The 24158-nt window shown below is 68.6% G+C and carries 16 protein-coding genes; all 16 read right to left on the bottom strand.

Annotated elements, in window-relative coordinates; genetic code table 11:
- Positions 1-23: 23 nt before the first annotated feature.
- Positions 24-1835 carry a glucans biosynthesis glucosyltransferase MdoH gene (mdoH, locus tag C8J26_RS09610; protein WP_244185239.1) on the bottom strand — a complete coding sequence of 604 codons (1812 nt, stop codon included), beginning with the start codon at positions 1833-1835 and terminating at the stop codon, positions 24-26.
- Positions 1835-3328 (bottom strand): OpgD/OpgG family glucan biosynthesis protein, encoded by a 1494-nt coding sequence (locus C8J26_RS09605; RefSeq protein WP_107958128.1) that lies wholly within the window; start codon positions 3326-3328, stop codon positions 1835-1837. Before C8J26_RS09605 ends, mdoH begins: the two co-directional genes overlap by 1 nt.
- Positions 3329-3418: 90 nt before the next feature.
- Positions 3419-3664 carry a hypothetical protein gene (locus C8J26_RS09600; RefSeq protein WP_107957733.1) on the bottom strand — a complete coding sequence of 82 codons (246 nt, stop codon included), beginning with the start codon at positions 3662-3664 and terminating at the stop codon, positions 3419-3421.
- A gap of 252 nt (positions 3665-3916) precedes the next feature.
- On the bottom strand, positions 3917-4606 hold the full coding sequence (locus C8J26_RS09595; RefSeq protein ID WP_107957732.1) for a response regulator transcription factor: 690 nt from the start codon (positions 4604-4606) through the stop codon (positions 3917-3919).
- Entirely contained in the window at positions 4603-7260 is a 2658-nt protein-coding gene (locus tag C8J26_RS09590; protein WP_107957731.1) for a sensor histidine kinase, read from the bottom strand. Before C8J26_RS09590 ends, C8J26_RS09595 begins: the two co-directional genes overlap by 4 nt.
- The gene (kdpC, locus tag C8J26_RS09585) at positions 7257-7853 is read right to left on the bottom strand and encodes a potassium-transporting ATPase subunit KdpC (RefSeq protein WP_107957730.1); all 597 of its coding nucleotides are present in this window, start codon (positions 7851-7853) and stop codon (positions 7257-7259) included. The genes C8J26_RS09590 and kdpC overlap by 4 nt, the downstream gene beginning before the upstream one ends.
- A gap of 277 nt (positions 7854-8130) precedes the next feature.
- Positions 8131-10176: a potassium-transporting ATPase subunit KdpB gene (gene kdpB, locus C8J26_RS09580; protein WP_107957729.1), complete on the bottom strand. Its 2046-nt coding sequence runs from the start codon at positions 10174-10176 to the stop codon at positions 8131-8133.
- A gap of 14 nt (positions 10177-10190) precedes the next feature.
- Positions 10191-11894: a potassium-transporting ATPase subunit KdpA gene (kdpA, locus tag C8J26_RS09575; RefSeq protein WP_107957728.1), complete on the bottom strand. Its 1704-nt coding sequence runs from the start codon at positions 11892-11894 to the stop codon at positions 10191-10193.
- A gap of 12 nt (positions 11895-11906) precedes the next feature.
- Entirely contained in the window at positions 11907-11996 is a 90-nt protein-coding gene (gene kdpF, locus C8J26_RS09570) for a K(+)-transporting ATPase subunit F (RefSeq protein WP_055875324.1), read from the bottom strand.
- A gap of 105 nt (positions 11997-12101) precedes the next feature.
- On the bottom strand, positions 12102-12950 hold the full coding sequence (locus C8J26_RS09565; protein ID WP_107957727.1) for a TorF family putative porin: 849 nt from the start codon (positions 12948-12950) through the stop codon (positions 12102-12104).
- 128 nt (positions 12951-13078) lie between these two features.
- Positions 13079-14206 carry a Na+/H+ antiporter NhaA gene (gene nhaA / locus C8J26_RS09560; protein ID WP_425275405.1) on the bottom strand — a complete coding sequence of 376 codons (1128 nt, stop codon included), beginning with the start codon at positions 14204-14206 and terminating at the stop codon, positions 13079-13081.
- Entirely contained in the window at positions 14203-15597 is a 1395-nt protein-coding gene (locus C8J26_RS09555; protein WP_107957725.1) for an FAD/NAD(P)-binding protein, read from the bottom strand. Before C8J26_RS09555 ends, nhaA begins: the two co-directional genes overlap by 4 nt.
- A 197-nt stretch (positions 15598-15794) precedes the next feature.
- Entirely contained in the window at positions 15795-17789 is a 1995-nt protein-coding gene (locus tag C8J26_RS09550; RefSeq protein WP_107957724.1) for an alpha-L-fucosidase, read from the bottom strand.
- On the bottom strand, positions 17786-20098 hold the full coding sequence (locus C8J26_RS09545) for a GH92 family glycosyl hydrolase (RefSeq protein ID WP_107957723.1): 2313 nt from the start codon (positions 20096-20098) through the stop codon (positions 17786-17788). The genes C8J26_RS09550 and C8J26_RS09545 overlap by 4 nt, the downstream gene beginning before the upstream one ends.
- Positions 20095-21528, bottom strand: a complete 1434-nt coding sequence (locus C8J26_RS09540; protein WP_107957722.1) for a glycoside hydrolase family 125 protein — start codon at positions 21526-21528, stop codon at positions 20095-20097. Before C8J26_RS09540 ends, C8J26_RS09545 begins: the two co-directional genes overlap by 4 nt.
- Entirely contained in the window at positions 21525-24083 is a 2559-nt protein-coding gene (locus C8J26_RS09535) for a glycoside hydrolase family 3 protein (RefSeq protein WP_107957721.1), read from the bottom strand. The genes C8J26_RS09540 and C8J26_RS09535 overlap by 4 nt, the downstream gene beginning before the upstream one ends.
- Positions 24084-24158 lie beyond the last annotated feature (75 nt).

Genomic DNA, 24158 nt, shown 5'->3' with positions numbered 1-24158 from the left:
GAAAGTCAGGATGACGTGGGGCGTTAGAGTGCCGTGGGGGCCGGCAGAGACGGCCGCGACAACACCGAGACATGCTCGCCGGGCTCGACGAACATCCCGTGCGACAGCGCCCAGCGCCCCGCCTTCTCGCTCGCGGTCAGCATCGTCAGGAACGGGCTGAGCAACAGCCCCAGCGTCACCGGCGCGAGCCAGGCCGCGGTGACCGGCGCGAACGGCGTCACCAGCAACAGCGCCACGCCCACCCCGACATGCCAGCGATAGCGCGGCATCACGTCGCTAAGCGACAGCTCGTGCGCATCGCGGTTCTGCGGCGCCCAGCCGGACTTGCGCCCCATCAGGATCCCGACCAGATCGATCGTCTGCGTCAGCGCGATCACCGGCGCGGACAGCATCGAGAACGGCACGTCGATCAGCACCGACCGGACGATCCCGCGCCGCCCGCCGAACCCTGCACGCCGCTCGGCATTCGAGAACGCCCAGATCACGCTCAACAGCTTGGGCCCGAACAGCAGCAGCAAAGTCACCGCCAGCACCTGCAGCGAGGTCTGCGCCTCGACGATGTTGCGCTCGCCGATCAGCGCCTGCACGACGCTCGTCGCGATCATCAGCAGCCACACCGGCGAGGTGATGAACGCCGACGCGCCCATCAGCAGTTGCAGCCGGCTGACCCAGTGGAACCCCGACGCGCCGAGCAAGCTCAGATGCTGGATATTGCCCTGCGCCCAGCGCCGGTCGCGCACCGCCGCGTCGATCAGAGTCGGCGGATATTCCTCGAACGTCTCTTCGGTCATCAGCATGTGGACGCGCCAGCCGCGCCGACGCAGCAGCGCCGCCTCGACCATGTCGTGGCTCATGATCACGCCGCCGAACGGCGCGCGGCCGGGCAGGTCGGGCAACCCGCAGCTGCTCGCGAACGCCTCGATCCGGATCAGCGCGTTATGCCCCCAGAAGGTCGCCTCCGACCCAGACCACCAGACGAGGCCCGCGGTCGAGATCGGACCGTACAACCGGCTCGCGAACTGCATCCACCGCTGGAAGAACGTCACGCCGTTGATCACCGCGGGCACGGTCTGGAGCAACGCCACCGCAGGCCGGCGTTCGAGCACCTGCGCCATGCCAATGATCGTGTTGCCGCCCATCAGGCTGTCCGCATCGAGCATCAGCATATAGCGATAGCCGCCGCCGAACCGCCGGATCCACTCCGCGACGTTGCCCGGCTTGCGCCCGACGTTCACCGTGCGGCGCCGGTAATAAAGCGCGCAATCGATCGTCGGTGCGAGCGCCTGCCACGCGGCGACCTCGGACGCTTCCGCCGCTTCGCCCGAGTCGCTCAGGATGAAGATGTCGAACCGATCGGCGACACCACCCGCCGCGATAGCGCGCGCCATCCACGCGATCCGCTCGAACACCGCCGCGATATCTTCGTTGTGGACCGGCATCAGGATCGCGGTGCGGCCTTCGAGCGGTTCGGACTGGCGTGGCGTGGGCACGAACCCCGGATGCCCGCCCGTCATCAACAGCACGAAACCGATCGCGGCGTTCATGAAGCCGAACGCGATCCACGCGAACAGCGGGAAGAACAGCGCGAGCAGCGCGCCGTCCCACAGGCTGAGCCCGTCGGCGAGCAGCGATTCCTGCACCGCGGACGAGGCCGCGGTCGCGAGCAGCCCGGTCATCAGCACGAGGATGATCCGGCGCGCCAGCATGTCGTCCGACGACACGACCATCCCCGGCCCCGATTCAGGCGCGGTCCAGGGCGGTGGCGGCCCGTCGAACCGCTGCGGCGGCATCTCGATCGGCGATTCGCCGGGCATCATGGCCGAGGTCGCCTGCATCAGAAGATCGGGGTCAGGACGGTTTCGCTGAGCGCGCGACCACCGCGCGTGAGGAACAGCCGGACGTCGGCAGGGCCCTGCGCATCGGGCGCGATGTCCGCGGTAATCCGCCAGCGGTTCTTCTGGCCGACGACCGGATACGCGGCGCTTGCGAGCACCTTGCCGCGCACAACGTCGATCTTGGGCGTGACTCCGCTCTGCCGATCGAGGCCGGCAAGCCCGTCGCCGAGGAAATCCACCACGAGCTTCCTTGCGCCCTTCACCGGCTCAGCGCCCGGTCGGCCCGCGACGCCCTGCCAGCAATCGACGACATGCGCCGCACTCGCGACCGCGGTCGGATCAGTCGATCGCCACGACAAAGTATAGTCGAACTGCAGCCGCTGGCCCGCCCTGGCAGGCACCGCCGGCGTCCAGAACGAGACGATGTTGTCGACCGTCTCGCTGTTGGTCGGGAACGCATAGAGCATAACCGCACCCTTGCCCCAGTCGCCCTGCGGCTGGACCCAGAGATTGGGCCGGCGATCGTAGAACGCGCCGTCATCCTGGTAATGATCGAAATTGCGGTCGCGCTGGATAAGCCCGAAGCCCTTGGGCGCTTGGTCGGCGAAGCTGTCGAGCGTCTCGTGCGGCGGGTTGTTGAGCGGCCGCCAGATGCGTTCGCCCGCGCCGGTGAGCAGCGCGAGACCGTCCGAATCATGGATCTCGGGACGCCAGTCGACCGCGGCGGCGCGGTTGCCCTCGCCGTACCAGAACATGCTGGTGGCGGGCGCGATGCCGAGCCGTTCGATATCGCGGCGAACGTTGAGGACGCTGGACACGCGCTGCTCGACGCCGGCCCCCGCGACGTGGCGCGATTCGAACCGGTACGCGCCGGTGACGCTCGCGCCGTCCATCAGCGCGAAGATCGTGTAGGCATCGGCGCCGGTGCGCTCGATCCAGAATTCGGTGAAGTCCGGGAATTCCTCGCGACCGGGAAGCCCCGTGTTGATCGCAAGGCCACGCGCGGACAGGCCGTACTGGTCCTGCGCGCCGGCGGTGCGGAAATAGGAGGCGCCCTGGAACGCCATCCAGTCGCTGGTCCCGCCCGGCGCCATCGCGCGGAAGCCGGCGATGCCCAGCGCGGCGGCATGGCCTTCTTCCGCCTCGAACAGATCGCGCGCGAAGTCGATGCGGCGCGCCTGCCCGCCCTCGACGACGTTGATCGCGACGGGCGTGGGGGCGTAGCGACCGAGCGGGAACAGGCGGATACCGCCGGCCAGCGTCTTGTCGGCACGGAAGCGGATGCTGCCCACCTTGTCGTAATCGATCGCAGCGGCCGCGGCGACCTTGGCGGGCGCGCTGTACGGCTTTGTGGCCAGCGTCGCGGCGCGCTGCTGGAGCGCCTCCCACGAGAACGGGGTCGCCTTGCCGGGCGCTGTCCGCATCGCCGCGGCGGCCTGCGGGAGGACACCCAACAGACCCAGCGCGGTCATCACTTCGCGTCGACCGATCATGCGGAACGCTCCCTTGTCGTCATTATGCTGCAACGCGGTAGCATAAGGCCATCGCGCGCGCGCGTCGACAGGTCCCGCCCCGGGCGCGCCCTATCGCTCGACGCGGCGCCAGCGCGCGCTGATCGCGACCCGGTCGTGGATATGCCCGCCGACGATCACCAACATCGCGCCGGCACTCGTACAGAGAAACCCGATCATCGCGAGCAGCAACGCCAGCACGCCGTTCGCCGCATGGAGACGAGCGAGCGCGTGGATCGCGGTGACGGCGATCGCCAGCGACAGGACGCCGCCCGCGCGCAGGCTGAGATCGGTACGGAGGCGGGAAGCGTCGGTCATGCGACACCCCAGCTATCGCCACGCGCATATGCGTTCGAGATCGATATCGCGGGGGAGCCATAGTCTTCGCATAGTGCGCCTGCGCCGGCGAACGGCTGCCTCTCCGCCAACGCCCGTCATCCCCGCGGAGGCGGGGATCCAGATGCTCAACGGGGTGAGAGTCGATCGTGCGTTCAGCCAGTATGGATCCCCGCCTGCGCGGGGATGACGAATATGGAGGGATGTGAACTGGCCAAAAAACTACCAACGCGCTCAACCGTCGACGAGCAGCCGGTAGCCGACGCCGAGTTCGTTCGCGATCACGCTGCCGACACCGCCTGCGCCTTCCAGCTTCTGCCGCAGATTGCGCACGACGATGCGGAGATATTCGATCCGGCGGTCATGGTCCGTCGGCCACGCCGCCTCGAGGATCCGCTGGTGAGTCACGACCCGGCCGGGATGCGCCGCGAGTGCCGACAGCACGTCATACTCCTTGCGGGTCAGGTGCGCCTCCTCATCCCCGCGCCGCACGAGCCGGTGCTCGAAATCGATCTCCACCCCGTGCGCGCGCAGGATCGTCGGTCGCGCGGTCGCCTCGCCGCGCCCGCGCAACGCCACGCGCAGCCGCGCGAGCAGCTCCTCGGTATCGAACGGCTTGGTGACGTAATCCTCGGCGCCGAGATCGAGTGCGGCGACCTTCTGGTCGGTCGCCTCGCGCGCCGACACGACCAGCACGATCGGATCGCCAAGCTTCTTCAACAGCGGCACCAGCTCCAGGCCGTCGCGATCGGGCAGCCCGAGATCGAGCAGCACCGCAGTCAGCGGCCGGCTGCCTGCGACCCGCAACGCCTCGCGCGCGTCGACCGCCTCCTCGACGCCGTACCCTGCCCGCTCCAGCGTGTTGCGCAGCAGCCGCCGGATATGCAGCTCGTCGTCGACGATCAAAATGGTCTGTCCGCTCACACATTCGCTCCATCGGTCTCGCGGACGAGCAGGTCCTTGGGAAAGCACAGCGAGAACCGCGCGCCGGTCCGGTCTTCGCGGTTGCCCGCCTCGACACTCATCCCCATCGCTTCGGCGAACGCCTTGACGATCGCAAGCCCCAGTCCGGTCCCGCCGATCGCGCGGTCGGAGCCTTCGAGGCGGCGGAACGTCTCGAACACCTCCTTCTCGCGGCCCGGCGGCAGACCAGGCCCCTGGTCGATCACCGACAGCCGGAGCATCCCGAAGCGGTGCTCCGCGCGCACCACGACCGGCGTGCCCGGGTCGGCATAGCGCCCGGCATTATCGAGCAGGTTGAGCAGGCAGTGGTGGAGCAGCTGCGGATCGATCCGGACCAGCGGCAGGTTCGGCGCGACGTCGAGGTCGATCGCATGCCCCTCGAGCACGCGCTTGGTATCGTGGACCGCGCCTGCGACCGCATCGGTCAGGTCGGTCGGCTCGAGCCGCAGCCGGAGCGCACCCGCCTCGACCCGCGCCATGTCGAGCAGATTGCCGACGAACCGGTTGAGCCGCGCCGCCTCGCTCTCGATCGTGGCGATCAGTTCGGGGGTGACGCCGCGGTGCAGTTCCGCCGCCGCCGCCATCACCGAGGTCAGCGGCGTGCGCAGGTCGTGGCTGACCGACGACAGCAGAGCCTGCCGCAGCCGATCGCGCTCGCGCACCGCATCCACGTCGCGCATCTCGACCTCCAGCCGCGCACGTTCGAGCACCAGCGACGCCTGATCGACCAGGCTCATCAGTAGCGGCAGCTGGTCCGAGCGCACCGGATCGCCGCCGACGTCGCGCGCGAGGCCGAGCACCGCCAGCGTGCGCTCGCCCGATCGCAGCGGCTGGAAGAACCATTCCGATGCCGCCAGCGTCCCCGACCCGCGCCCCGCCGGCGCGCCATTGTCATACGCCCATTGCGCGGCGGCCATCTCCATCGTCTCGAGCCGATAGTCCGCGCCGTTCGCCGCCTGCACCGCAAGGCCCGGGTCTTCGGCGACGAGGATCACCGCGCGCACGTCGAACAGCCGCCCGATCTCCTCGCAGATCGCGCGGGCGAGTGCGACGGGCTCGTTCAGCGAGGTCATCTGCCGCAGGAACCCGGCAAGCGCGGCGTTGGTGCGCGCGCTGGCAGCGGCGATATCGGCCTGCGCGCGGACCCGCGAGGTGAGCTGGCTCGTCACAAACGCGATGCCGAGCAGCACGAGGATCGAGATCACGTTTTCCGGGTTGCTGATCGTCAGCGTGCCGGTCGGCGGCAGGAAGAAGAAATTGTACGCGACCGACGAGGCGATCCCTGCGAACAGCCCCGTGCGCAGGCCGAACAGGCTGGCCGCCGCCATCACCGGCAGCAGGTACAGCAGCGCGACGTTGCCGAGGTTGAGGATGTGGAACAGCGCGCTGGCCACGCCGGTGACGCCCGCCACCATCGCCGTCGTCCAGGCGTAACCCGCCTTGCTGCCCCAGCCGCCGACATGTCTCCGCCGGCCCCGCGTGGTGCCCCCCTCCATCGGCAGGACATGCACCGCGATCCCCGGCGTCTCGCGGACCATCTGGTCGACGACCGAGCCGTGGCGCATCTCGAACCAGCGCGACCGGGTCGACTTGCCGACCACCAGCTGCGTCGCGCGCGCCTCGGTCGTGAAGGTCTTGAGGCCGTCGACCACCGAGGCCGCGGGGACGGTGGCGACGTCGCCGCCGAGCTGCGTCGCCAGGTTGAACACGCCGGCGAGCTGGCGATGCTCGGCCTCGCCGAAACCCTGCGCGCGCGGGGTCTCGATATACACTGCGGTCCAGGGCGCGTGCATCGCATCGGCGATCCGTTTGGTCGCGCGGACGAGGCCGAGCGCACCGGGCAGTTCGCTGATCGCGACGACGATCCGCTCGCCGCCAGCCCAGGTGCCGCCGACGCCGAGCGCGCGGACATGTTCGAGCATCTGCGCATCGACCGCCTGCGCCGCACGCCGCAACGCGAGTTCGCGCAGTGCAGACAGGTTCGACTTGGAGAAGAAATGCGCCAGCGCGCGAGTCGCCTCCTGCGGCAGATAGACCTTGCCCGCCTTCAGCCGCTCGATCAGCTCGTCGGGCGGGATGTCGACGACCTCGATCTCGGCCGCCTCGACGATGCTGTCGGGGACGGTCTCGCGGACGCGCACCCGCGTGAACGACGCGACGACGTCGTTGAGGCTCTCGATATGCTGGATGTTGATCGTCGAATAGACGTCGATGCCCGCGGCCAGCAGCTCCTCGACATCCTGATAGCGCTTGGGGTGGCGGCTGCCGGGCGCGTTGGTATGCGCGAGTTCGTCGACCAGGACGAGCGTCGGCGCGCGCGCGAGGATCGCGTCGAGATCCATCTCGTCGAGCGTCCGCCCCTCATAGGGGATCGGCTTGCGCGGCACGATCTCATGCCCGCGGGTGAGCGCCGCGGTTTCGACCCGGCCATGCGTCTCGACCACGCCGATGACGATGTCGACGCCCGCACGACGGCGTTCGGCACCTTCGGAGAGCATCTCGAACGTCTTGCCGACCCCGGGCGCGGCGCCGAGGAAGATCTTCAGACGGCCGCGACCCTCCTGCGACGCCTGTCGCAGAAGGGCCTCGGGCGATGGTCGCGTGTCGTCGTTCAACGCGCGCCCGTTGCGTGCGGCCCGGTTGCGTCGAGGGCGCGGTTGAGCGCCAGGACATTGACGCGCGGTTCGCCGAGGATGCCGAACAGCGCGCCATCGACATTGGCGGCCACCAGCGCGCGGACCCGGTCTGCGGGAAGACTGCGGATGCGGGCGACGCGCGCGACCTGCGCATAGGCCGAGGCGGGCGACAGATCCGGGTCGAGCCCCGAGCCCGACGCGGTGGCGAGATCGGCGGGCAGCGGCCCGGTCACCCCTTCCGCGCGACGCTTGGCGACATCGGCCCTGGTCCGGTCGACGAGCGCCTGGCTGGTCGGCCCGAGGTTCGACCCCGACGAGGCGAGCCCGTCATAGCCCTTGCCCGCCGCCGAGGGGCGAGTCTGAAAATAGCGATCGGTGGTGAACGCCTGCCCGACCACGGTCGAGCCGATCGCCTTGCCGTCGGCGACGACGAGGCTGCCGTTCGCCTGGGTCGGGAAGATAGCCTGTCCGATACCGGTCATGGCGAGGGGATAGACGATCCCGAGCAGCAGCGCGAACAGGATCGTCATGACGAACGCAGGGCGAAGGGCGGAGGTAAGATCGGATGTCATTCTGTCGTCTCCATGTGTCCCCGCGAAGGCGGGGACACAGTCTGGGCTCCCGCCTTCGCGGGAGAACAATTCCTTGAGGTCGGGGCAGTGGAGGTTGCTCCATACGACCCTACCCTCGGCACCTCCCCGGCGAAGGCCGGGGTCCAGTTGGGGAACGTCGCCAACGGCGCGAGCGCTTCGTTACGGCGACCTTTCCACCTGGACCCCGGCCTGCGCCGGGGAGGTGGCAGTGGGCGGTGAACCGGCTCGCGAGCCGACATCAGATCAGGCTCGATCATCAGGCCAGGCCCAGCGCACCGACGAGCACGTCGATGAGCTTGATCCCGACGAACGGCGCGATCAAGCCGCCAAGGCCGTAGACCGCCAGATTGCGCGCGAGCAGCGGGCCCGCCGCCATCGGCTTGTACGCGACACCCCTGAGCGCGAGCGGCACCAGCATCGGGATGATGATCGCGTTGAAGATGATCGCCGACAGGATCGCGCTTTCGGGCGAGCCCAGCCGCATCACGTTGAGCACGCCGAGCCCCGGATAGAGCGCGACGAACATCGCCGGGATGATCGCGAAATACTTCGCGACGTCGTTCGCCACCGAGAAGGTCGTCAGCGCGCCGCGGGTCATCAACAGCTGTTTGCCCAGCCCGACGATCTCGATCAGCTTGGTCGGATCGCTGTCGAGATCGACCATGTTGCCCGCCTCGCGCGCGGCCTGCGTGCCGGTGTTCATCGCGACGCCGACATCCGCCTGTGCCAGCGCGGGCGCATCGTTGGTGCCGTCGCCGCACATCGCGACCAGCCGCCCGCCCTGCTGTTCCTTGCGGATCAGCGCGAGCTTGTCCTCAGGGGTAGCCTGCGCGAGGAAATCGTCAACGCCGGCCTCCGCCGCGATCGCCGCCGCGGTCAGCGGGTTGTCGCCGGTGATCATCACCGTGCGGATGCCCATCGTCCTGAGCTCGCCGAAGCGTTCGCGGATGCCCGCCTTGACGACGTCCTTCAGGAAGATCGCGCCGAGCAGCCGGCCGTCCATCGCCACCGCCAGCGGCGTGCCGCCGGCGCGCGCGATCTCGTCGGTGATCCGGCGCAGCTCGGTCGCAGCCGCGGTCGCCCCTGCCCCCGGATTGGCCTTCAGGATCGAATCGACCGCACCCTTCTGGATCAGCGCGCCGTTCACCTTCACGCCCGAGATGCGGGTCTGCGCGGTGAAGGGAATGACTTCCGCATCATCCGGAAGCGCACTCGTCGTCACGCCGAACTTTTCGCGCGCAAGCACCACAATCGATCGGCCCTCGGGCGTCTCGTCGGCGAGGCTCGCGAGCAACGCCGCCTCGGCCAGTTCCTCGTCGCGCGTGCCGCCGACGCTGCGGAACTCGCTCGCCTGGCGGTCGCCGATCGTGATCGTGCCGGTCTTGTCGAGCAGCAGCACGTCGATATCGCCCGCCGCCTCGACCGCGCGGCCCGATTTCGCCAGCACGTTGAAGCGCACCAGCCGGTCCATCCCGGCGATGCCGATCGCCGACAGCAACGCGGCGATCGTCGTCGGGATTAGCGTGATCAGCAGCGCGGCGAGGATCGCGACGGGCACGCGGCCGCCCGCATAGCTCGCAAAGCCCGGGATCGTGCTGACCGCGATCAGGAAGATGATCGTCAGCCCGACGAGCAGCAGCGTGAGCGCGATCTCGTTCGGCGTCTTCTGCCGCTCGGCGCCCTCGACCAGCGCGATCATCCGGTCGAGAAAGCCCTCGCCCGGATTGGCGGTGACCTTCACGCGGATCTCGTCGGAGATGACTCGCGTGCCCGCCGTCACCGCGGACCGATCGCCGCCCGCCTCGCGGATCACCGGCGCGCTCTCGCCGGTGATCGCGGCCTCGTTGACCGAGGCGACGCCCCAGACGACTTCGCCGTCCGCGGGGATCAGGTCGCCCCCCCCAGCGCCACCGGCACTGACGAGGACGATATCGCCCGCACGCAGCGCGCTGGCGGGGACGGACTCGACCTGGTCGCCCTTCATGCGACGCGCGGTCAGCTCCGCCTTGGTCGCGCGGAGCGACGCGGCCTGCGCCTTGCCGCGGCCTTCGGCGAGCGCCTCGGCGAAGGTGCCGAACAGTACCGTCAGCCACAGCCAGATGACGAGCTGGATCTTGAAGCCGATCGAGAGCCCGTCGCCGCCGACATTGACGAGGATCGTCAACAGCGTGGCGACGACGGCGGTGACGAACATCACCGGGTTGCGGATCAACTGCCGCGGATCGAGTTTCCGGAAAGCGTCGCCGATCGCCGGTACGATCAAGTCGGCCGTGAACAGCGACTTGGTAGGGGTGCGTGCCATTTTGGCTTGTCCCGTCAGAAGGTTTTGCCGCTGATCATCGCGAGATGATCGGCGATGGGACCGAGCGCGAGGCTCGGCAGGAAGGTCAGGCCGCCGACGATCAGGATGATCCCGACCAGCAGGCCGATCCACAGCGCCCCCGTCGTCGGGAACGAGCCTGCGCTTTCGGGCGTGTACTTCTTCGCGGCGAGCGACCCTGCGATGGCGAGCATCGGCACGATGATGAAGAAGCGGCCAAGCCACATCGCGACGCCGAGCAGGCCGTTGTAGAACGGCGTGTTGGCGGTCAGTCCGGCAAAGGCCGACCCGTTGTTACCGACCGCGCTGGTATAGGCGTACAGGATCTCGGTGAACCCGTGCGGCCCCTTGTTCAGCGGCCCCGCCAGCCCGTCGGGCAGCACCGCGCTGAGCGCCGTGAAGCCGAGGATGACGAGCGGCAGGATCGCGATCGCGAGCACCGCGAGCTTCACCTCCCGCGCCTCGATCTTCTTGCCGACATATTCGGGCGTGCGACCGACCATCAGCCCGGCGACGAACACCGCGAGGATGGCGAACAGCAGGAAGCCGTAGATGCCCGCACCGACGCCGCCGATCACGACTTCGCCGAGCTGCATGTTGAGCAGCGGGATCATCCCGCCCAGCGCGGTGAAGCTGTCGAGCATCGCGTTGACCGCGCCGCACGAGGCCGCGGTGGTGACGACCGAGAACAGGGCGGACGCGGCGATCCCGAAGCGGACCTCCTTGCCTTCCATGTTGCCGCCTGCGACGCCGATGCCGTGCAGGATCGGGTTGCCCGCGGCTTCCTGCGCATAGGTGATGGTGACGCCGGCGAGGAACAGCACGAGCATCGCCGAGAGGATCGCCCAGCCCTGTTTGGTGTTGCCGACCGCCTTGCCGAACGTCCAGGTCAGCCCGAAGCCGATGACGAAGATCGACAGCATCTGCACCAGGTTGGTCAGCGCGGTCGGGTTCTCGAACGGATGCGCCGAGTTCGCGTTGAAGAAGCCGCCACCATTGGTGCCGAGCATCTTGATCGCTTCCTGGCTCGCCACCGGGCCGAGCGTCAGCGTCTGCTTGAGCCCTTCCAGCGTGGTGATGTCGACCGTGCCGGCCAGCGTCTGCGGCACGCCACTGGCGATGTAGAACAGCGTCACGACAACGCAGACCGGCACCAGCAGGTAGAGCGTGACGCGCGTCACGTCGGCCCAGAAATTGCCGATCGTCGCACTGGAGCGCCTGGCGAACCCGCGGAACAGCGCGAACGCCAGCGCGATGCCGGTCGCCGCCGACAGGAAGTTGTGGATCGTCAGGCCGAACATTTGGGCAAAGTTCGACATCGTCGATTCGCCCGCATAGCTCTGCCAGTTGGTGTTCGCGGTGAAACTGATCGCGGTGTTGAACGCGAGATGCGGGCTGAGCCCGGCGAGCCCCTGCGGATTGCCCGGCAGCACGCCCTGTAGCCGCAGCACCGCATAGGTCAGCGCCATCAGCACCGCGTTGAACGCGATCATGTGCAGCGCATAGCGGCGCCAGCCCTGCTCCTGTTTCGGGTCGATCCCGCTGAGCCTGTAGAAGCCGGTCTCGACGGGGCCGAGAATGACGTGGAACGGCGTGCGGCGGCCTTCGTACAGCGCGAACAGCCACAGCCCGACGGGCTTGGTCAACGCCAGCAGGATGCCGACGAAGCCCAGGATGAGGATCCATCCTTCGAATGTCATGCGGACGCGCTCCTAAAAGCGTTCGGGACGGATCAGCACCGCCACGAGATAGAAAAGCAGCCCGAGCGCGACGATCGCGGCGAGCCAGAGGTCGAGGGTCATGGCTGCGTCCTCACGCGTGGTCGCACAGCCGGACATAGGCGAGCGTTGCCGCCACCAGCCCGAGCATGAACGCTATCCAGAGTAGATCCTGCATCGATCGATCCTTCAGAAGGCGGCGGTGAGCGAGGCGACGATCGTGCCGTCGGCGATCGATCCGGTGCCGTCCTGCCCGCGCGAGAAGCTCGGCTGGAGATAGGCGGCACGGCGACGCGTGATGTCGGTGTCGACATAGCTGACGTTGAGAGTCAGGGTCTTGTACGTCGCGTCCGCCCCCAGCGACCAATCCCAATAGTCGCCGGTCGGCGCCGCGCTGGTCGCGTTGGGGCCGAGGCCGTCATTGCCCCAGCTATGGCCGATATGCGCCTTGGCGGTCAGCGGGGTGCCGGCAATCGCGAACGCGCCGTCGCCGGTGAGGTAGAGGTTGTCCTGCTTGTCGCCCGCATCGGTATAGACGCCCGCCGCGGCATCGGCGCCGGTGCGGTACCATTTGCCGAGCGCCTGCTGCCTGGGCGCGTAGAAGGCGCTCGCGGTCAGCGTCGCCGGGCCGGTCGTGCCGCTCAGCTTCACATAGGGTTCGGCATAGTCGGTCTTCGACGCGCCGCCCGGATACATGTACCAGGTCAGCCCGACGTCGAGCGTCGCGTTATCGGCCAGCTTGTGCTTGTAGCCGCCGATCAGGTCGAGCTCCATGTTCGAGCCGCCGAACGTCCCCCAGCCCGACAGGTTCGAGCCCCAGGCGCCGACATAGAAGCCGCTGTCGTGCGCGATCGTCAGCCCGCCCTGGATCGCGCCGTCCTTGTCCGACTGCGACACGCCGCGCAGGCGGTAATCGGTCGCGAGCGTGACCGAACCGCTGACGGTCACGGGCGACGGCGGGGCGGTGTCCTGCGCGACGGCGGGCGTGGCGAGACCGGTCAACAAAACGGCGGCGGCGGCGAAACGAAGACTGTGCATTGCTATCCCCATGCGCGGGCGGCCGAAAGACTGGCGCACCGCGAGGACTGGCAATTAGGCCTTGGCGACGTAGCAATTCGAGATCGATTGCCCGCGTCGCGCGTATGTTTCGCGTAATATTGTCGGAATTATCGCGCGCTGCGGCGCAGGAGTATCCACCCCGCGATACCCGACAGGATCGACCCCGCGAACACGCCGATCTTCACCGAATCCATAGCGGGCGGCGCGCCCGCGAACGCCAGCCCGCCGATGAACAGGCTCATCGTGAAGCCGATCCCGCACAGCACCGCCATGCCGTAGACCTGTGCCCAGCTCGCACCCTTCGGCGCCGCGGCAAGCCCGACCGTCACGAGTCCGCGGATCGTCGCGAAGATGCCGATCTGCTTGCCGAGGAACAGCCCGAGCATGATCCCGACCGGCAGCGGCGCGATCACGTCCGCCGCCGCCATCCCGCCGAACGCGATGCCCGCATTGGCGAAGCCGAACGCCGGCACGATCAGGAAGCTCGACCAGGGCTGGAGGGCATGCTCGAGACGTTTGAGCGGCGGCTGGCCACCGCCCGTCCGCAGCGGGATCGTCAGCGCAACCGCCACGCCCGCCAGCGTCGCATGCACGCCCGACAGCAGGACACCGTACCAGATGCCGACGCCGATCAGCAGATACGGCAGCAGCGACCGCACCCCCGACAGGTTCAAGATGATGAGCACGCCGAGCCCTGCACCCGCCGCGAGCAACGGCAGCAGCGCGATATGGCCGGTATAGAACAGCGCGATGACGAGGATCGCGAGCAGGTCGTCGATCACCGCGATCGCGGTCAGCAACACCTTGAGCGAGGTCGGCACGCGCGCCCCGAGCAAGGCCAGGATGCCGAGCGCAAACGCGATGTCGGTCGCCGCCGGGATCGCCCAGCCGCGCAGATTGGCGGGCGTGCCCATGTTGACGAGCAGATAGAGGCACGCCGGCACGATCATGCCTGCAAGCGCGGCCGTACCGGGCAGGATGCGCTCCCCCCATGTCGAGAGATGCCCCGAGACGAACTCGCTCTTCACCTCGAGCCCGATCAGCAGGAAGAACAGCGCCATCGCGCCGTCGTTGATCCAGTGCTCGACGCTCATCCCGCCGACCGCATGGTGCAGCGTCGCGACATAGGCCGGCGCGAGCGGCGAATTGGCGACCAGCAGCGCGGCGATCGTCGCGGCGAGCAGCACGATCGCACCCGCCGCATCGCCCGCGAAGAAACGCCGGATCGCGGTCAAAGCCCTTCGCCGCCCACCCATTGCGCGTTCGACAGGCGGCGCGCGAGGTCCCAGCTCTGGACCCGGATGTCGGGGACCGCGACGACCTCCCACAGCCCGCCGCGGGTCATCGGGCCGATGCAGTGGATGCGGTCGTCGGGCGTGCCGTCGGCCCGGATCGCGCGCGACTGCGCATCGACGTCGACGCCCAGATGCAACGGATCGGGCCGGATCGCCCCCGCCGCGAGCAAGTGCTTCACGAGGGGCTCTTCGGAGCGCAGCAGATCGCCCTGTGGCCCGGTGCAGTTGACGATCCGCGCGGCGCGCGTGACGACCGGATCGGTCTCACCGCGTGGTCGCCAGCGCAGCGTGGCGTGGGTTCCGTCCGCTTCGGCGGACACGATCTTGCCCGCTGCTACCGTCAGCCGCCCGGACTCGACGAGCGCCTCGACCCGCTCGGCGACGCGCGGTGCGAGGCGATGGCGATGGACGTCCCAATAGGGCCGCAGATGCCGGAGGAAGCGGCCGCGCACCTCCTGCGACGCGGCCGCCCACAGCATCTGCGTGACCGGCCGAAGCTCGTCCACCGCGCACCGCCAGCCTTCGACCGCGGCCCTTGCGCGAACGTGGCGGACGAGGTCGGTCAGCCCGCCCTGCGGTTTGTCCGCGACACCGCGATGCGCGGGCGCACCGTCGACGTGGCGGCGCGGCGACAATCCGCGCCGCGAGGTGGCAAGGATATGGCCCTTGAAACCCTGCGCATCGAGCAACAGCGCCGCGTCGATCGCGGTCAGCCCGGTGCCGACCAGCACGACGGTGTCGTCCGCGCCAAGCCCTTCGGCGAGATCGGCCGCCCACGGATCCGCGCAATACACCCCCGGCGGCAGCGCGTCGGGCTTCAGACCCGGCGGCGTATGCGGCGGCAAATTGCCGAGCGCGAGCACCGCGGTGTCGGCGGCGATCGTCCGCCCGTCCGCCATCGTCAGCATAATGCCGTCACCGGCCACCGGATCGATCGCGCAGACCTCGCCCTCGACATGGACCAGCCGTCCGTCCGAGTCCGCGATCGCCGCATCGAGCAGTTCGCGCAGATACGCGCCGTAGGTGGTGCGCGGGACGAAGGTCGTGCGGTCGCCCTTGCCATGCGCCTCCAGCCAGCGGACGAAGTGACCGGGGTCGTCGGGCAGCGCGCTCATGTTGCCCGCGCGGACGTTGAGCAGGTGATCGGGATGCGCCGCGCTGTACGCGACGCCGCGCGCGAGCTGGCGGTCGCGCCGCTCGATCAGCGTGACGCGCGGGCCCTCGTGTCGCATCAGGTTGACCGCGAACAGCGCGCCGGAGAACCCGCCCCCGACGACGACGACATGATCCTCGGGGCCCGCAATCCGCGGCATCGTCGCTCGGTCGTCCATCTGTTCGCTCACCCGTTCTGTCGGGGCACTCCATGCCCGATCAACAGCGGCGAGCCCAGCCCATGGCGCCAAGAACTCAGTCACCCCCCTCCGTCATCCTGACGAAAGTCAGGATCCAGGGTTACAAGCGCGTCGCCCCATTACTCTGGGTCCTGACTTTCGTCAGGACGACGGCGGGACTGGGGATGACGGACAGCTTACGGGCGGAACGCACCGATCCCGGCGATCGCCATCTTCGGCTGCGCGGTCGCGACGCTGGTGAAGCCCAGCATCAGGTACCGCGCCTGGCGCGGCTTCGCGAAGGTGATGCGCTGCGTCGCACGGGCATAGGCGATGTTGCCGAACTCCCCCTCGCCCGCGGGCGTCCAGGTCTTGCCGTCCTCGCTCGTCTCGACACGGTAGCGCCCCGGCGGGCCCGCATCGGGCAACGCCTGACGCGTCGGCGTCAGGCTGAACCCTGCGACCTGATCGGCCTTCCCCATGTCGATCATCAGCATGACCACGCTCGTGGGCGTCGGCGCAGGCGTCGTCCAGACGGTCGCGAGATCGTCGTCGAGCACCGCCTCGGCCCCCGCCAAGGCAGGCTTGAGCGCACTCGCAAGCGATGTCTCGCCCGCGAAGTCCGGCTTGCCTGACTTCGAAGCCAGCGTGTGCTGCGTCGCCCCGGCGATCGTCCAACCGGTCTTGGCGATGATCTTGTTACCCGTCGCCTGCGACGCCGCGACCGCGACCGGCGCGACGCTCAAAAACAGCGACAGCTCGGTGATCGCCGGGCACGCCGGCGCCTCGACGATCCGCAACCGCACGCGGCGCGCGGTGACCGGCGCGGGCAGGCGTACGATCCGCTGCGCGCCGATGCACTCGTGCACCGCGACCTCGCGCCACGCGCCGTTCGCGTCCGCCACGTCGATCGCGAACTTCGTCACGCGCACGCCGAGCGCCAGCGCCTCGCGGATCCGGATCAGATCGAACCGGCGCCCCGGCGGCAGATCGAGCACCAGCGACGGCGTCTTCACCGCATCCGGCGTGCTCCAATAGGTGTCGGGATTGCCGTCGAGCACATTGGCCGCCGCGAACCGGGGACCGCGCACCGCCGAGGCGGTCGCCACCGCGCCCTTCGCCAGATCGGTCCTGAAGCTCGCACGCAACGCATCGCCGAACGACTTCAACGACGCGAGATCGGGCTCGGCGATCAGACCGCGGCGATCGGGCGGCAGGTTGAGCATCATGTTGGTGCCGCGCCCGACCGACTCGTCGTGGAACTGCATCAGCCGCTGCGGCGACTTCACCTGCAGATCCTCGTCGGCATGATAGAACCAGCCGGGCCGGATCGACGTGTTCGTCTCCGCCGGCCACCAGAGCGGCGCACCGCGCACGCCCGAATTGCCCTCGGCCTGCACATAGGGATGGTTCGGCATCGTCGGCCAGCACGGATCGCCCGCATGCCCGTCCTCGTTGCCGACCCACCGGATATCCGCACCGAGCGGATCGAACGTGCACGCCATCGGCTGGAGCTTGTGGACCAGCGCGATGATCGACGGCCAGTTATAATATTTCGGCGCATCGATCTTCCGCGCCTCGCGCGCGCCGCCATAATAGCCGTCGCCGCCGTTCGCGCCGTCGAACCACACCTCGAACAGCTCGCCGTAATTGGTGCAAAGATCGGTGAGCTGCGCGCGGAAATACGCGACATAAGCGGGCGTGCCGTAATCGGCGCGGTTGCGATCCCACGGCGAGAGATACAGCCCGTAGGAGATCCCGCCGCGCCGGCACGCATCGCCCAGTTCGCGGACGATATCGCCCTTGCCACCCTTGTACGGGCTGTTGCGGATGCAATGCTCGGTGAGCTTCGTCGGCCAGAGGCAGAAGCCGTCATGATGCTTGGCGGTGAGGACGAGGCCGGTCAGCCCTGCGCTCTTGGCCGCCGCGACGATCTGGTCGGGATCGAACGCGGTCGGATCGAACAGCTTGGGGTCCTCGTCGCCATAGCCCCATTCCTTGTCGGTCCAGGTGTTCAGCGTGAAGTGGACGAAGCCGTAACGCTCGCGCTTGTGCCAGGCGAGCTGACGCACGCTAGGCGTCGCACCCCACGGAGCGGGCGCACCGACGGGAGCGGCGGCATTCGCACGACCAGCGGCAGCGGTGGCGAGCGTACCGGCGATCAACGCGCGGCGATTGAGATCCAAGGTCATCGCGAAACTCCGGTTGTTGCTGGCGGCCGATCGGCAGGCGCGCGGCCAAAATCACGGTTGGGCGTCGCGTCCATCTCAAACACGAGCCGGCCGCCGCGAACGATATCGGCATGCGCGATCCAGCTCTTCGTCCAGGGACGGCCGTTCCACGTCACCGCCTGCACATAGGGCCGGTCTGGGCCATTACCGCGCGCCTCGACGACCAGCGTCTTGCCCGCACCGACGCGCATCTCGGCGCGATCGAACAGCGGACCGCCCAGCACATAGTTCGCGCTCACCGGATCGACCGGATACAGCCCGAGTGCGCTCAGCACGAACCACGCGCTCATCTGCCCGCAATCGTCGTTGCCGATGATGCCGTCGGGATCGTCCTTGTACATCTCGGTCAGCAGCCGCCGGACCATGGCTTGCGTCTTCCACGCCGCGCCGCAGTACGCGTACATATAGGCGACGTGGTGGCTCGGCTCGTTGCCATGCGCATATTGGCCGACCAGCCCGCTGATGTCGGGCGGCGCATCCTTGGGCAGCGTCGACGGCGCGTTGAACAGGCCGTCGAGCTTCGCCTCGAACTTGGCATCGCCGCCCATCGCCGCGATCAGGCCATAGACGTCGTGCTGGTTGAGGAACGTCGCCTGCCATCCATTGCTCTCGGTATAATCGCGCCACTTCGACGCATGGCCGAGCGCGATCGGATCGTACGGCGTCGTCCACGTCCCGTCCGCGAGCCTGGGTCGCGCGAACCCGATCGACGCATCGAACACGTTGCGCCAGTTGCCGCTCCGCTTGCGCAACCGCGCCGCCTCGGCGGTCGCACCCGCGGCATCGGCCAAGTGCGCCGACGCGTAATCGTCATACGCATATTCGAGCGTGCGCGAGACCGACTCGAACACCGTGTCGGCGGGGATGTAGCCCATCGTGTCGTACGGCTTGATCCCCAGGCTGTTGTCGAGATTGGGCATCGCGAAATCGAACGAGCGGCGGCGGACGTTCGGCCACGCCGCGGCATAGTTCGCCGGCACGCCCTTCGCACGCGCCTCCGCCATCACCGACACCGAATGCCAGCCGATCATGCAGCCCGTCTCGACGCCTTGGAGCGGCCAGACCGGCGGGCCGTAAGGGCTCTGCTGCGTCTGGCGGATCAGGTCGCCGACGAGCTCCGCGGTGCGCTGCGGCTCGATCAGCGTGAGCAAAGGATGCAGCGCGCGATACGTGTCCCACATCGAGTAGCTGCTGTACGCGCGGTCCTTGCCCGTAACGCTGTGCACCTGCCGATCGAGCCCGACATAGCGCCCGTCGACATCCGAGAAGAGCGTCGGTGCGAGCTGCGCATGATACAGCGCGCTCGCCATGATCGTGCGCTGCGCAGGCGTCCCCCCCTCGACGCGGACCGCCTCGAGCGCGGGCGCCCAGCTCTTGGTCGCATCGGCGCGGTAGCGATCGAAATCCCAATGCCGCGCCTCGGCGGCCAGGTTCGCGCGTGCGCCGGCGACGTCGACCGCCGAGATGCCGGTGCGGATCACGATCGGCGCGGCGCCGGCGTCATCATAATGCAGCACCGCCTTGACGCGCTTGCCCGCGACGCCCTTCGCGCCCGCTGGCTGCGGGGCATCGCCATCGCCGTAGAACACGATCCGGTCGGGTTTGCGCGACAGCTGCATCGCGAAGTGGATCCGCCGCCCCTTCGCCCAGCGGAACACGCGGCGGCTGCCGGTCAGCATCCCGGTCGTGTCGAGGTTGAGCGACGCGTCGTCGATCAGCACGCCGTGATCCCATTTGTCGAGGATCAGGTGCGACAGATCGACCAGGATGTGCCCCGCCCCCGCCGGGAAGACGTGGCGCTGGATCCCGGTCCGCTCGGTCGCGGTCAGCTCCGCACGCACGCCCGATTCGAGCGTCACGCGGTAATAGCCCGGCTCGGCATGCTCGGCGGTGAAGCGCTGGCGATACCCCGCATCGGGATCGGCGAGCGTCCCGGGCACCAGCTGCACTTTCCCACGCGTCGGCACGACCAGCACGTCGAGCATATCGCCGATCCCGGTGCCCGACAGATGCGTGTGGCTGAACCCCATGATCGACGTATCGGTGCGGTGATAGCCCGAGCATGCATCCCAGCGCTCGACATCGGTATCTGGGCTGAGCTGCACCATCCCGAACGGCAAAGTCGCACCCGGATAGGTGTGGCCATGCCCGCCTGTGCCGACGAACAGATCGGGCGCGGTCGTCTTGGTCGGCGTGGCGGCGAACGTCGCGCGCGCGGTCAGCGCGAGCGCGCCGCTCCCGGCGAGCAGCGAACGGCGGGTAATCTTCATGCGTGGACTCCGAGAAGCGCGGGGCGTTTGGCGGCGATGTCGACGATCAGCTCGCCGAACAGCCCGTTCGCCCAGGCGAACCACGACCGCGTGAACTTCGCGCCGTCGTCCTGGTTGAAGGATTCATGCATGAACCCGGTGCCGCCATGCGTCGTCTTGAGCGCGGCGAGGCTGCGCGCGACGGTCGCATCGTCGCCCGTCTCGAGCGCGTTGAGGCCGTGCATCACGATCGCCATCGGCCAGATCTCGCGCAAGCCGGTATGCGGGCTGCCGATCCCTTCGGCCGCCTTGCCGCTGAAGAAATAGGCGTTGTCCTTGCTCCACGCGCGCGCGGCGGTGCGCCGCCAGAGCGGATCGTCGGGCTTCACCGCGCCGAGATAGGCGAGCCCCGACAGGCTCGGCACGTTGGCGTCGTCCATGAAGATCGCGTTGCCATAGCCGTCGGTCTCGTACGCCCAGACCGGCTGGCCGTCCGCGCCTTTGGTCATCCCGTGCAGCTGCAACGCCGCTTCGACCTCGTCGGCCAGCGCGATCGCATCCGCCGCCAGCGCCGCGTCGGGCCGCGCGCGCGTCGCCAGTTCCGCGACCTGACGCAGCGCGCGCACCGCGAAGATGTTCGACGGGATCAGGAACGGCAGCACGCACGCATCGTCCGACGGGCGGAACCCGCAATGGATCAGCCCGACCGGCCGCGACGGCGGGCCATAGCCGTCGAGCGGCATGCTCTCGCCGACGATCGGCGACGACCGGCGGAAGCGATACGGCCCCGGCCCGTCCTTGCGCTGCTGCTCGCGGAACGTGCGGATCGACGCGCGCGCACCGTCCGCCCACAGCGCGTCGAACGGCACGGTGTCGCCGGTCGCCTGCCAATAGGCGTGCGCGATCCACATCGGGTAGCAGAGCGAATCTATCTCCCACTTCCGCTCGCCGACGCCGGGCTTCATCACCGTGTCGTCGGTCAGCGACCAGCTGAGATTGGTCTTCGCCGACGGGTCGTGCATGAACGCATTGGCATAGGGATCGATCAGGATGCACCGCGCCTGCCGCGCGATCAGCCCGCGGAACAGCGTCCGCAACGCCGGATCGCGCTTCGCGAGCGGCAAATACGGATGCACCTGCGCCGAGCTGTCGCGCAGCCACATGCAGTCGATGTCGCCGGTGATGACGAACGCATCGGGCTTGCCGTCGACGCTCCCCATGAACACCGTCGTGTCGAGCGTGTTCGGGTAGCAATTGCCGAACATCCAGGCGAGCTCGGGATCGCCGATCTTCGCCGTGACGCGCGCGATTTCGGCCTCGACCGCGCGGCTGGTGTAGCGGCGATCGCCGAGCTTCGGGCGCTTGCTGACGAACGACGGCGCGGCCGAGCGCAGCGGTCCGGCGAGGCTAAGCGCCGCGGCGCCGGCGATGAGCATCCGACGATCGATCATTTCGGCAAATCCTTGGTTCCCGTCACGGTGAAGACGGTATCGACACCCGGCCCGTCACCGGGCTGGCCGCCACCGATATGCAGCCGGTATTCGCCCGGCACGACGCGGCGATTGCCCGCCGCATCGACGCTGCTCATCCCCCGTGGATCGATCGTGAAGGCCACCCGCGCCGTCTGCCCCGGCTTCACTGTCTGCCGCCTGAACCCGACGAGCTGGCGTTGCAGGACGGGATCGTTGAAGCGCGGCTTCACCGCCGGCTCGGGCGGCACCAGATACGCCTGCACCACTTCGTCGCCGCCAACCTTGCCCGTGTTCTTCACCGGGACCTCGACCGTAAAGCTCTCACCCGCCGCGATAGTGCTGCGCAGCAATTTGGGTGCAGCATAGGCGAACTGCGTATAGCTCAGCCCGTGGCCGAAGCCCCAGAGCGGCGTGCCCGTGAAGTAGCGATAGGTCCGCTCGCGCATGTTGTAGTCGATGAACGCGGGCAGATCGCGCGTCTTCGCGTAGAAGGTCAGCGGCAGTCGCCCGCCCGGATTGTTCGCGCCCGTCAGCGTATCGGCGATCGCCTGACCGCCCGCCTGCCCCGGATACCAGCCGACCAGGATCGCATCGGCGTGCGCCTTGGCCCAGGTGAGCGCGACCGCGCTTCCCGTCATCAGCACGACGACCAGCGGCTTGCCCGTCGCCTTGGCGGCTTCGAGCAGCTTCACCTGCGCGGCGGGCAGCCCGATATCGGTCCGGTCGCCACCCGAGAAGCCGGCCACCTCGATCTGCAACGCCTCGCCCTCGACCGCGGGCGACAGCCCGACGAACGCGACGATCGCATCGGCCTCCTTCGCCGCGGCGGTTGCCTCGGCGATCTGCGCCTCGGCAGGCGCGGTCCAGGTCAGCCGCAACCCCTGATCCTCACCGCTATGCGCCAGCTCGACGCGGATCGAATGCGCGCCCGCGGTCAGCGTCACCGGCGCCTCGACAGCCTTGCCGCTGCCATCGTCGTCGGCGACCAGCTTGTCGTCGATCCACAGTCGCGCAGGATCATGTCCCTTGCAGTCGAAGCAGCGCGGCACGTCGAGCCGGAACACATAGTCGCCCGCCGCCGGCGCAGTGACCGTACCCGTCCAGCGCACCGAGAACGCCGCCGGATCGATCCCCGGCGCAGGCGCGGTGCGGTCCCAATCGAAGTCGATCAGCCGGTCCGCGCGCACCACCGGCGTCCCCGTGAAATCGCTCCCCCGGAAATACTCGGCCCGCAGCGACAGCGCGGTATCGGGCACCGGCACCGGCACGCCCTCGGCGATGCTCGACCCTTGCGCATAGTGGACACCGCCAAACGCCGTCCGCAGCGCCGCGAGCGGCGTGACGGGGGCCGCCGCAGTACCGTGGTAATTCGCCTCCAGCACATCGACGCTGTCGGCATTCGGCCCGATCACCGCGATCTTCGCCGAGGGTTTCAGCGGGAGGACGCCGTTATTCTGGACCAGCACCATCGCTTTGCGCGCCGCCTCCAGCGCCAGCGCACGGTGCGCGGGCGTGTCGAACTCGGTCGGCTTGATCCTGTCCCAAGGACTCGTCGCGCCGAACGCGCCACCCAGCATCCGCCGCACCGCGAACGTCCGCGTCAAACTCGTGTCGATCGTCGTCTCGGGCACCAGCCCGCGCCGCACGGCATCGCCGAGCGCCGCGTAGGTCTTGCCGCAGTTGAAATCCATTCCCGCGGCAATCGCCGCCGCCGACCCGCTCGCGGAATCGGGCCGGTAATTATGGTAATTGGCGATATTTCCGACCGCGTCGCAGTCGGACACGATCAGCCCCTTGAAGCCCCACTGGTTGCGCAGCGTCTGCGTCAACAAGGGCTCCGAAGCGCACACCGGGACCCCGTGGATCGAATTATACGCGCACATCGTCGAGAGCGCCCGCCCCTCGGTCAGCGCCATCCGGAACGCCGGCAGATACGTCGCCTCACGATCATGCGGCGAGATATCGACATCGAACCCGTCGCGCCCCGCCTCGGGACCGCTATGCGCCGCCAGATGCTTCGGCGTGGCGATGACCTTCGGATGCGCCAGATCCGGCCCCTGCAACCCGCCAATGAACGCAACGCCCAAGCGCCCCGTCAGGTACGGATCCTCGCCATAGGTCTCCTGCCCGCGGCCCCAGCGCGGATCGCGGAAGATATTGATGTTGGGCGACCAGATCGTCAGCCCCTGATAGCGTTCGCGGTCACCCGCCGGCAGCGCGTTGGACTTCGCGCGCGCCTCGGTCGACACGACGTCGCCGACGCGCCTGAGCAGCGCCTCGTCCCACGTCGCGGCAAGCCCGATCGCCTGCGGAAACACCGTCGCCACGCCGTTGCGCGCGAGCCCGTGCAGCCCCTCGTTCCAGTAATCATAGGCGGGCAGGTTCAGCCGCGGAATCGCCGGCGCGACACTCTGCAACTGCGCCGCCTTCTCGTCGAGCGTCATGCTGCGCACCGCTGGATCCGTCTGCGCGAGCGCGGACGAGGCGAGCAAAAGGCCGATCGGGGCAAGCGCTAGCCGCCCAACAGCCGTCATCCTGGGCTCGACCCAGGATCCAGGGCAACGGGCGGCGCGGTTCGTGGCTCTGGATCCCAGCTTTCGCTGGGATGA

The organism is Sphingomonas aurantiaca (assembly GCF_003050705.1).
Lineage (GTDB): Bacteria > Pseudomonadota > Alphaproteobacteria > Sphingomonadales > Sphingomonadaceae > Sphingomonas > Sphingomonas aurantiaca.
This window is presented reverse-complemented; position numbering and strand designations above follow the sequence as displayed.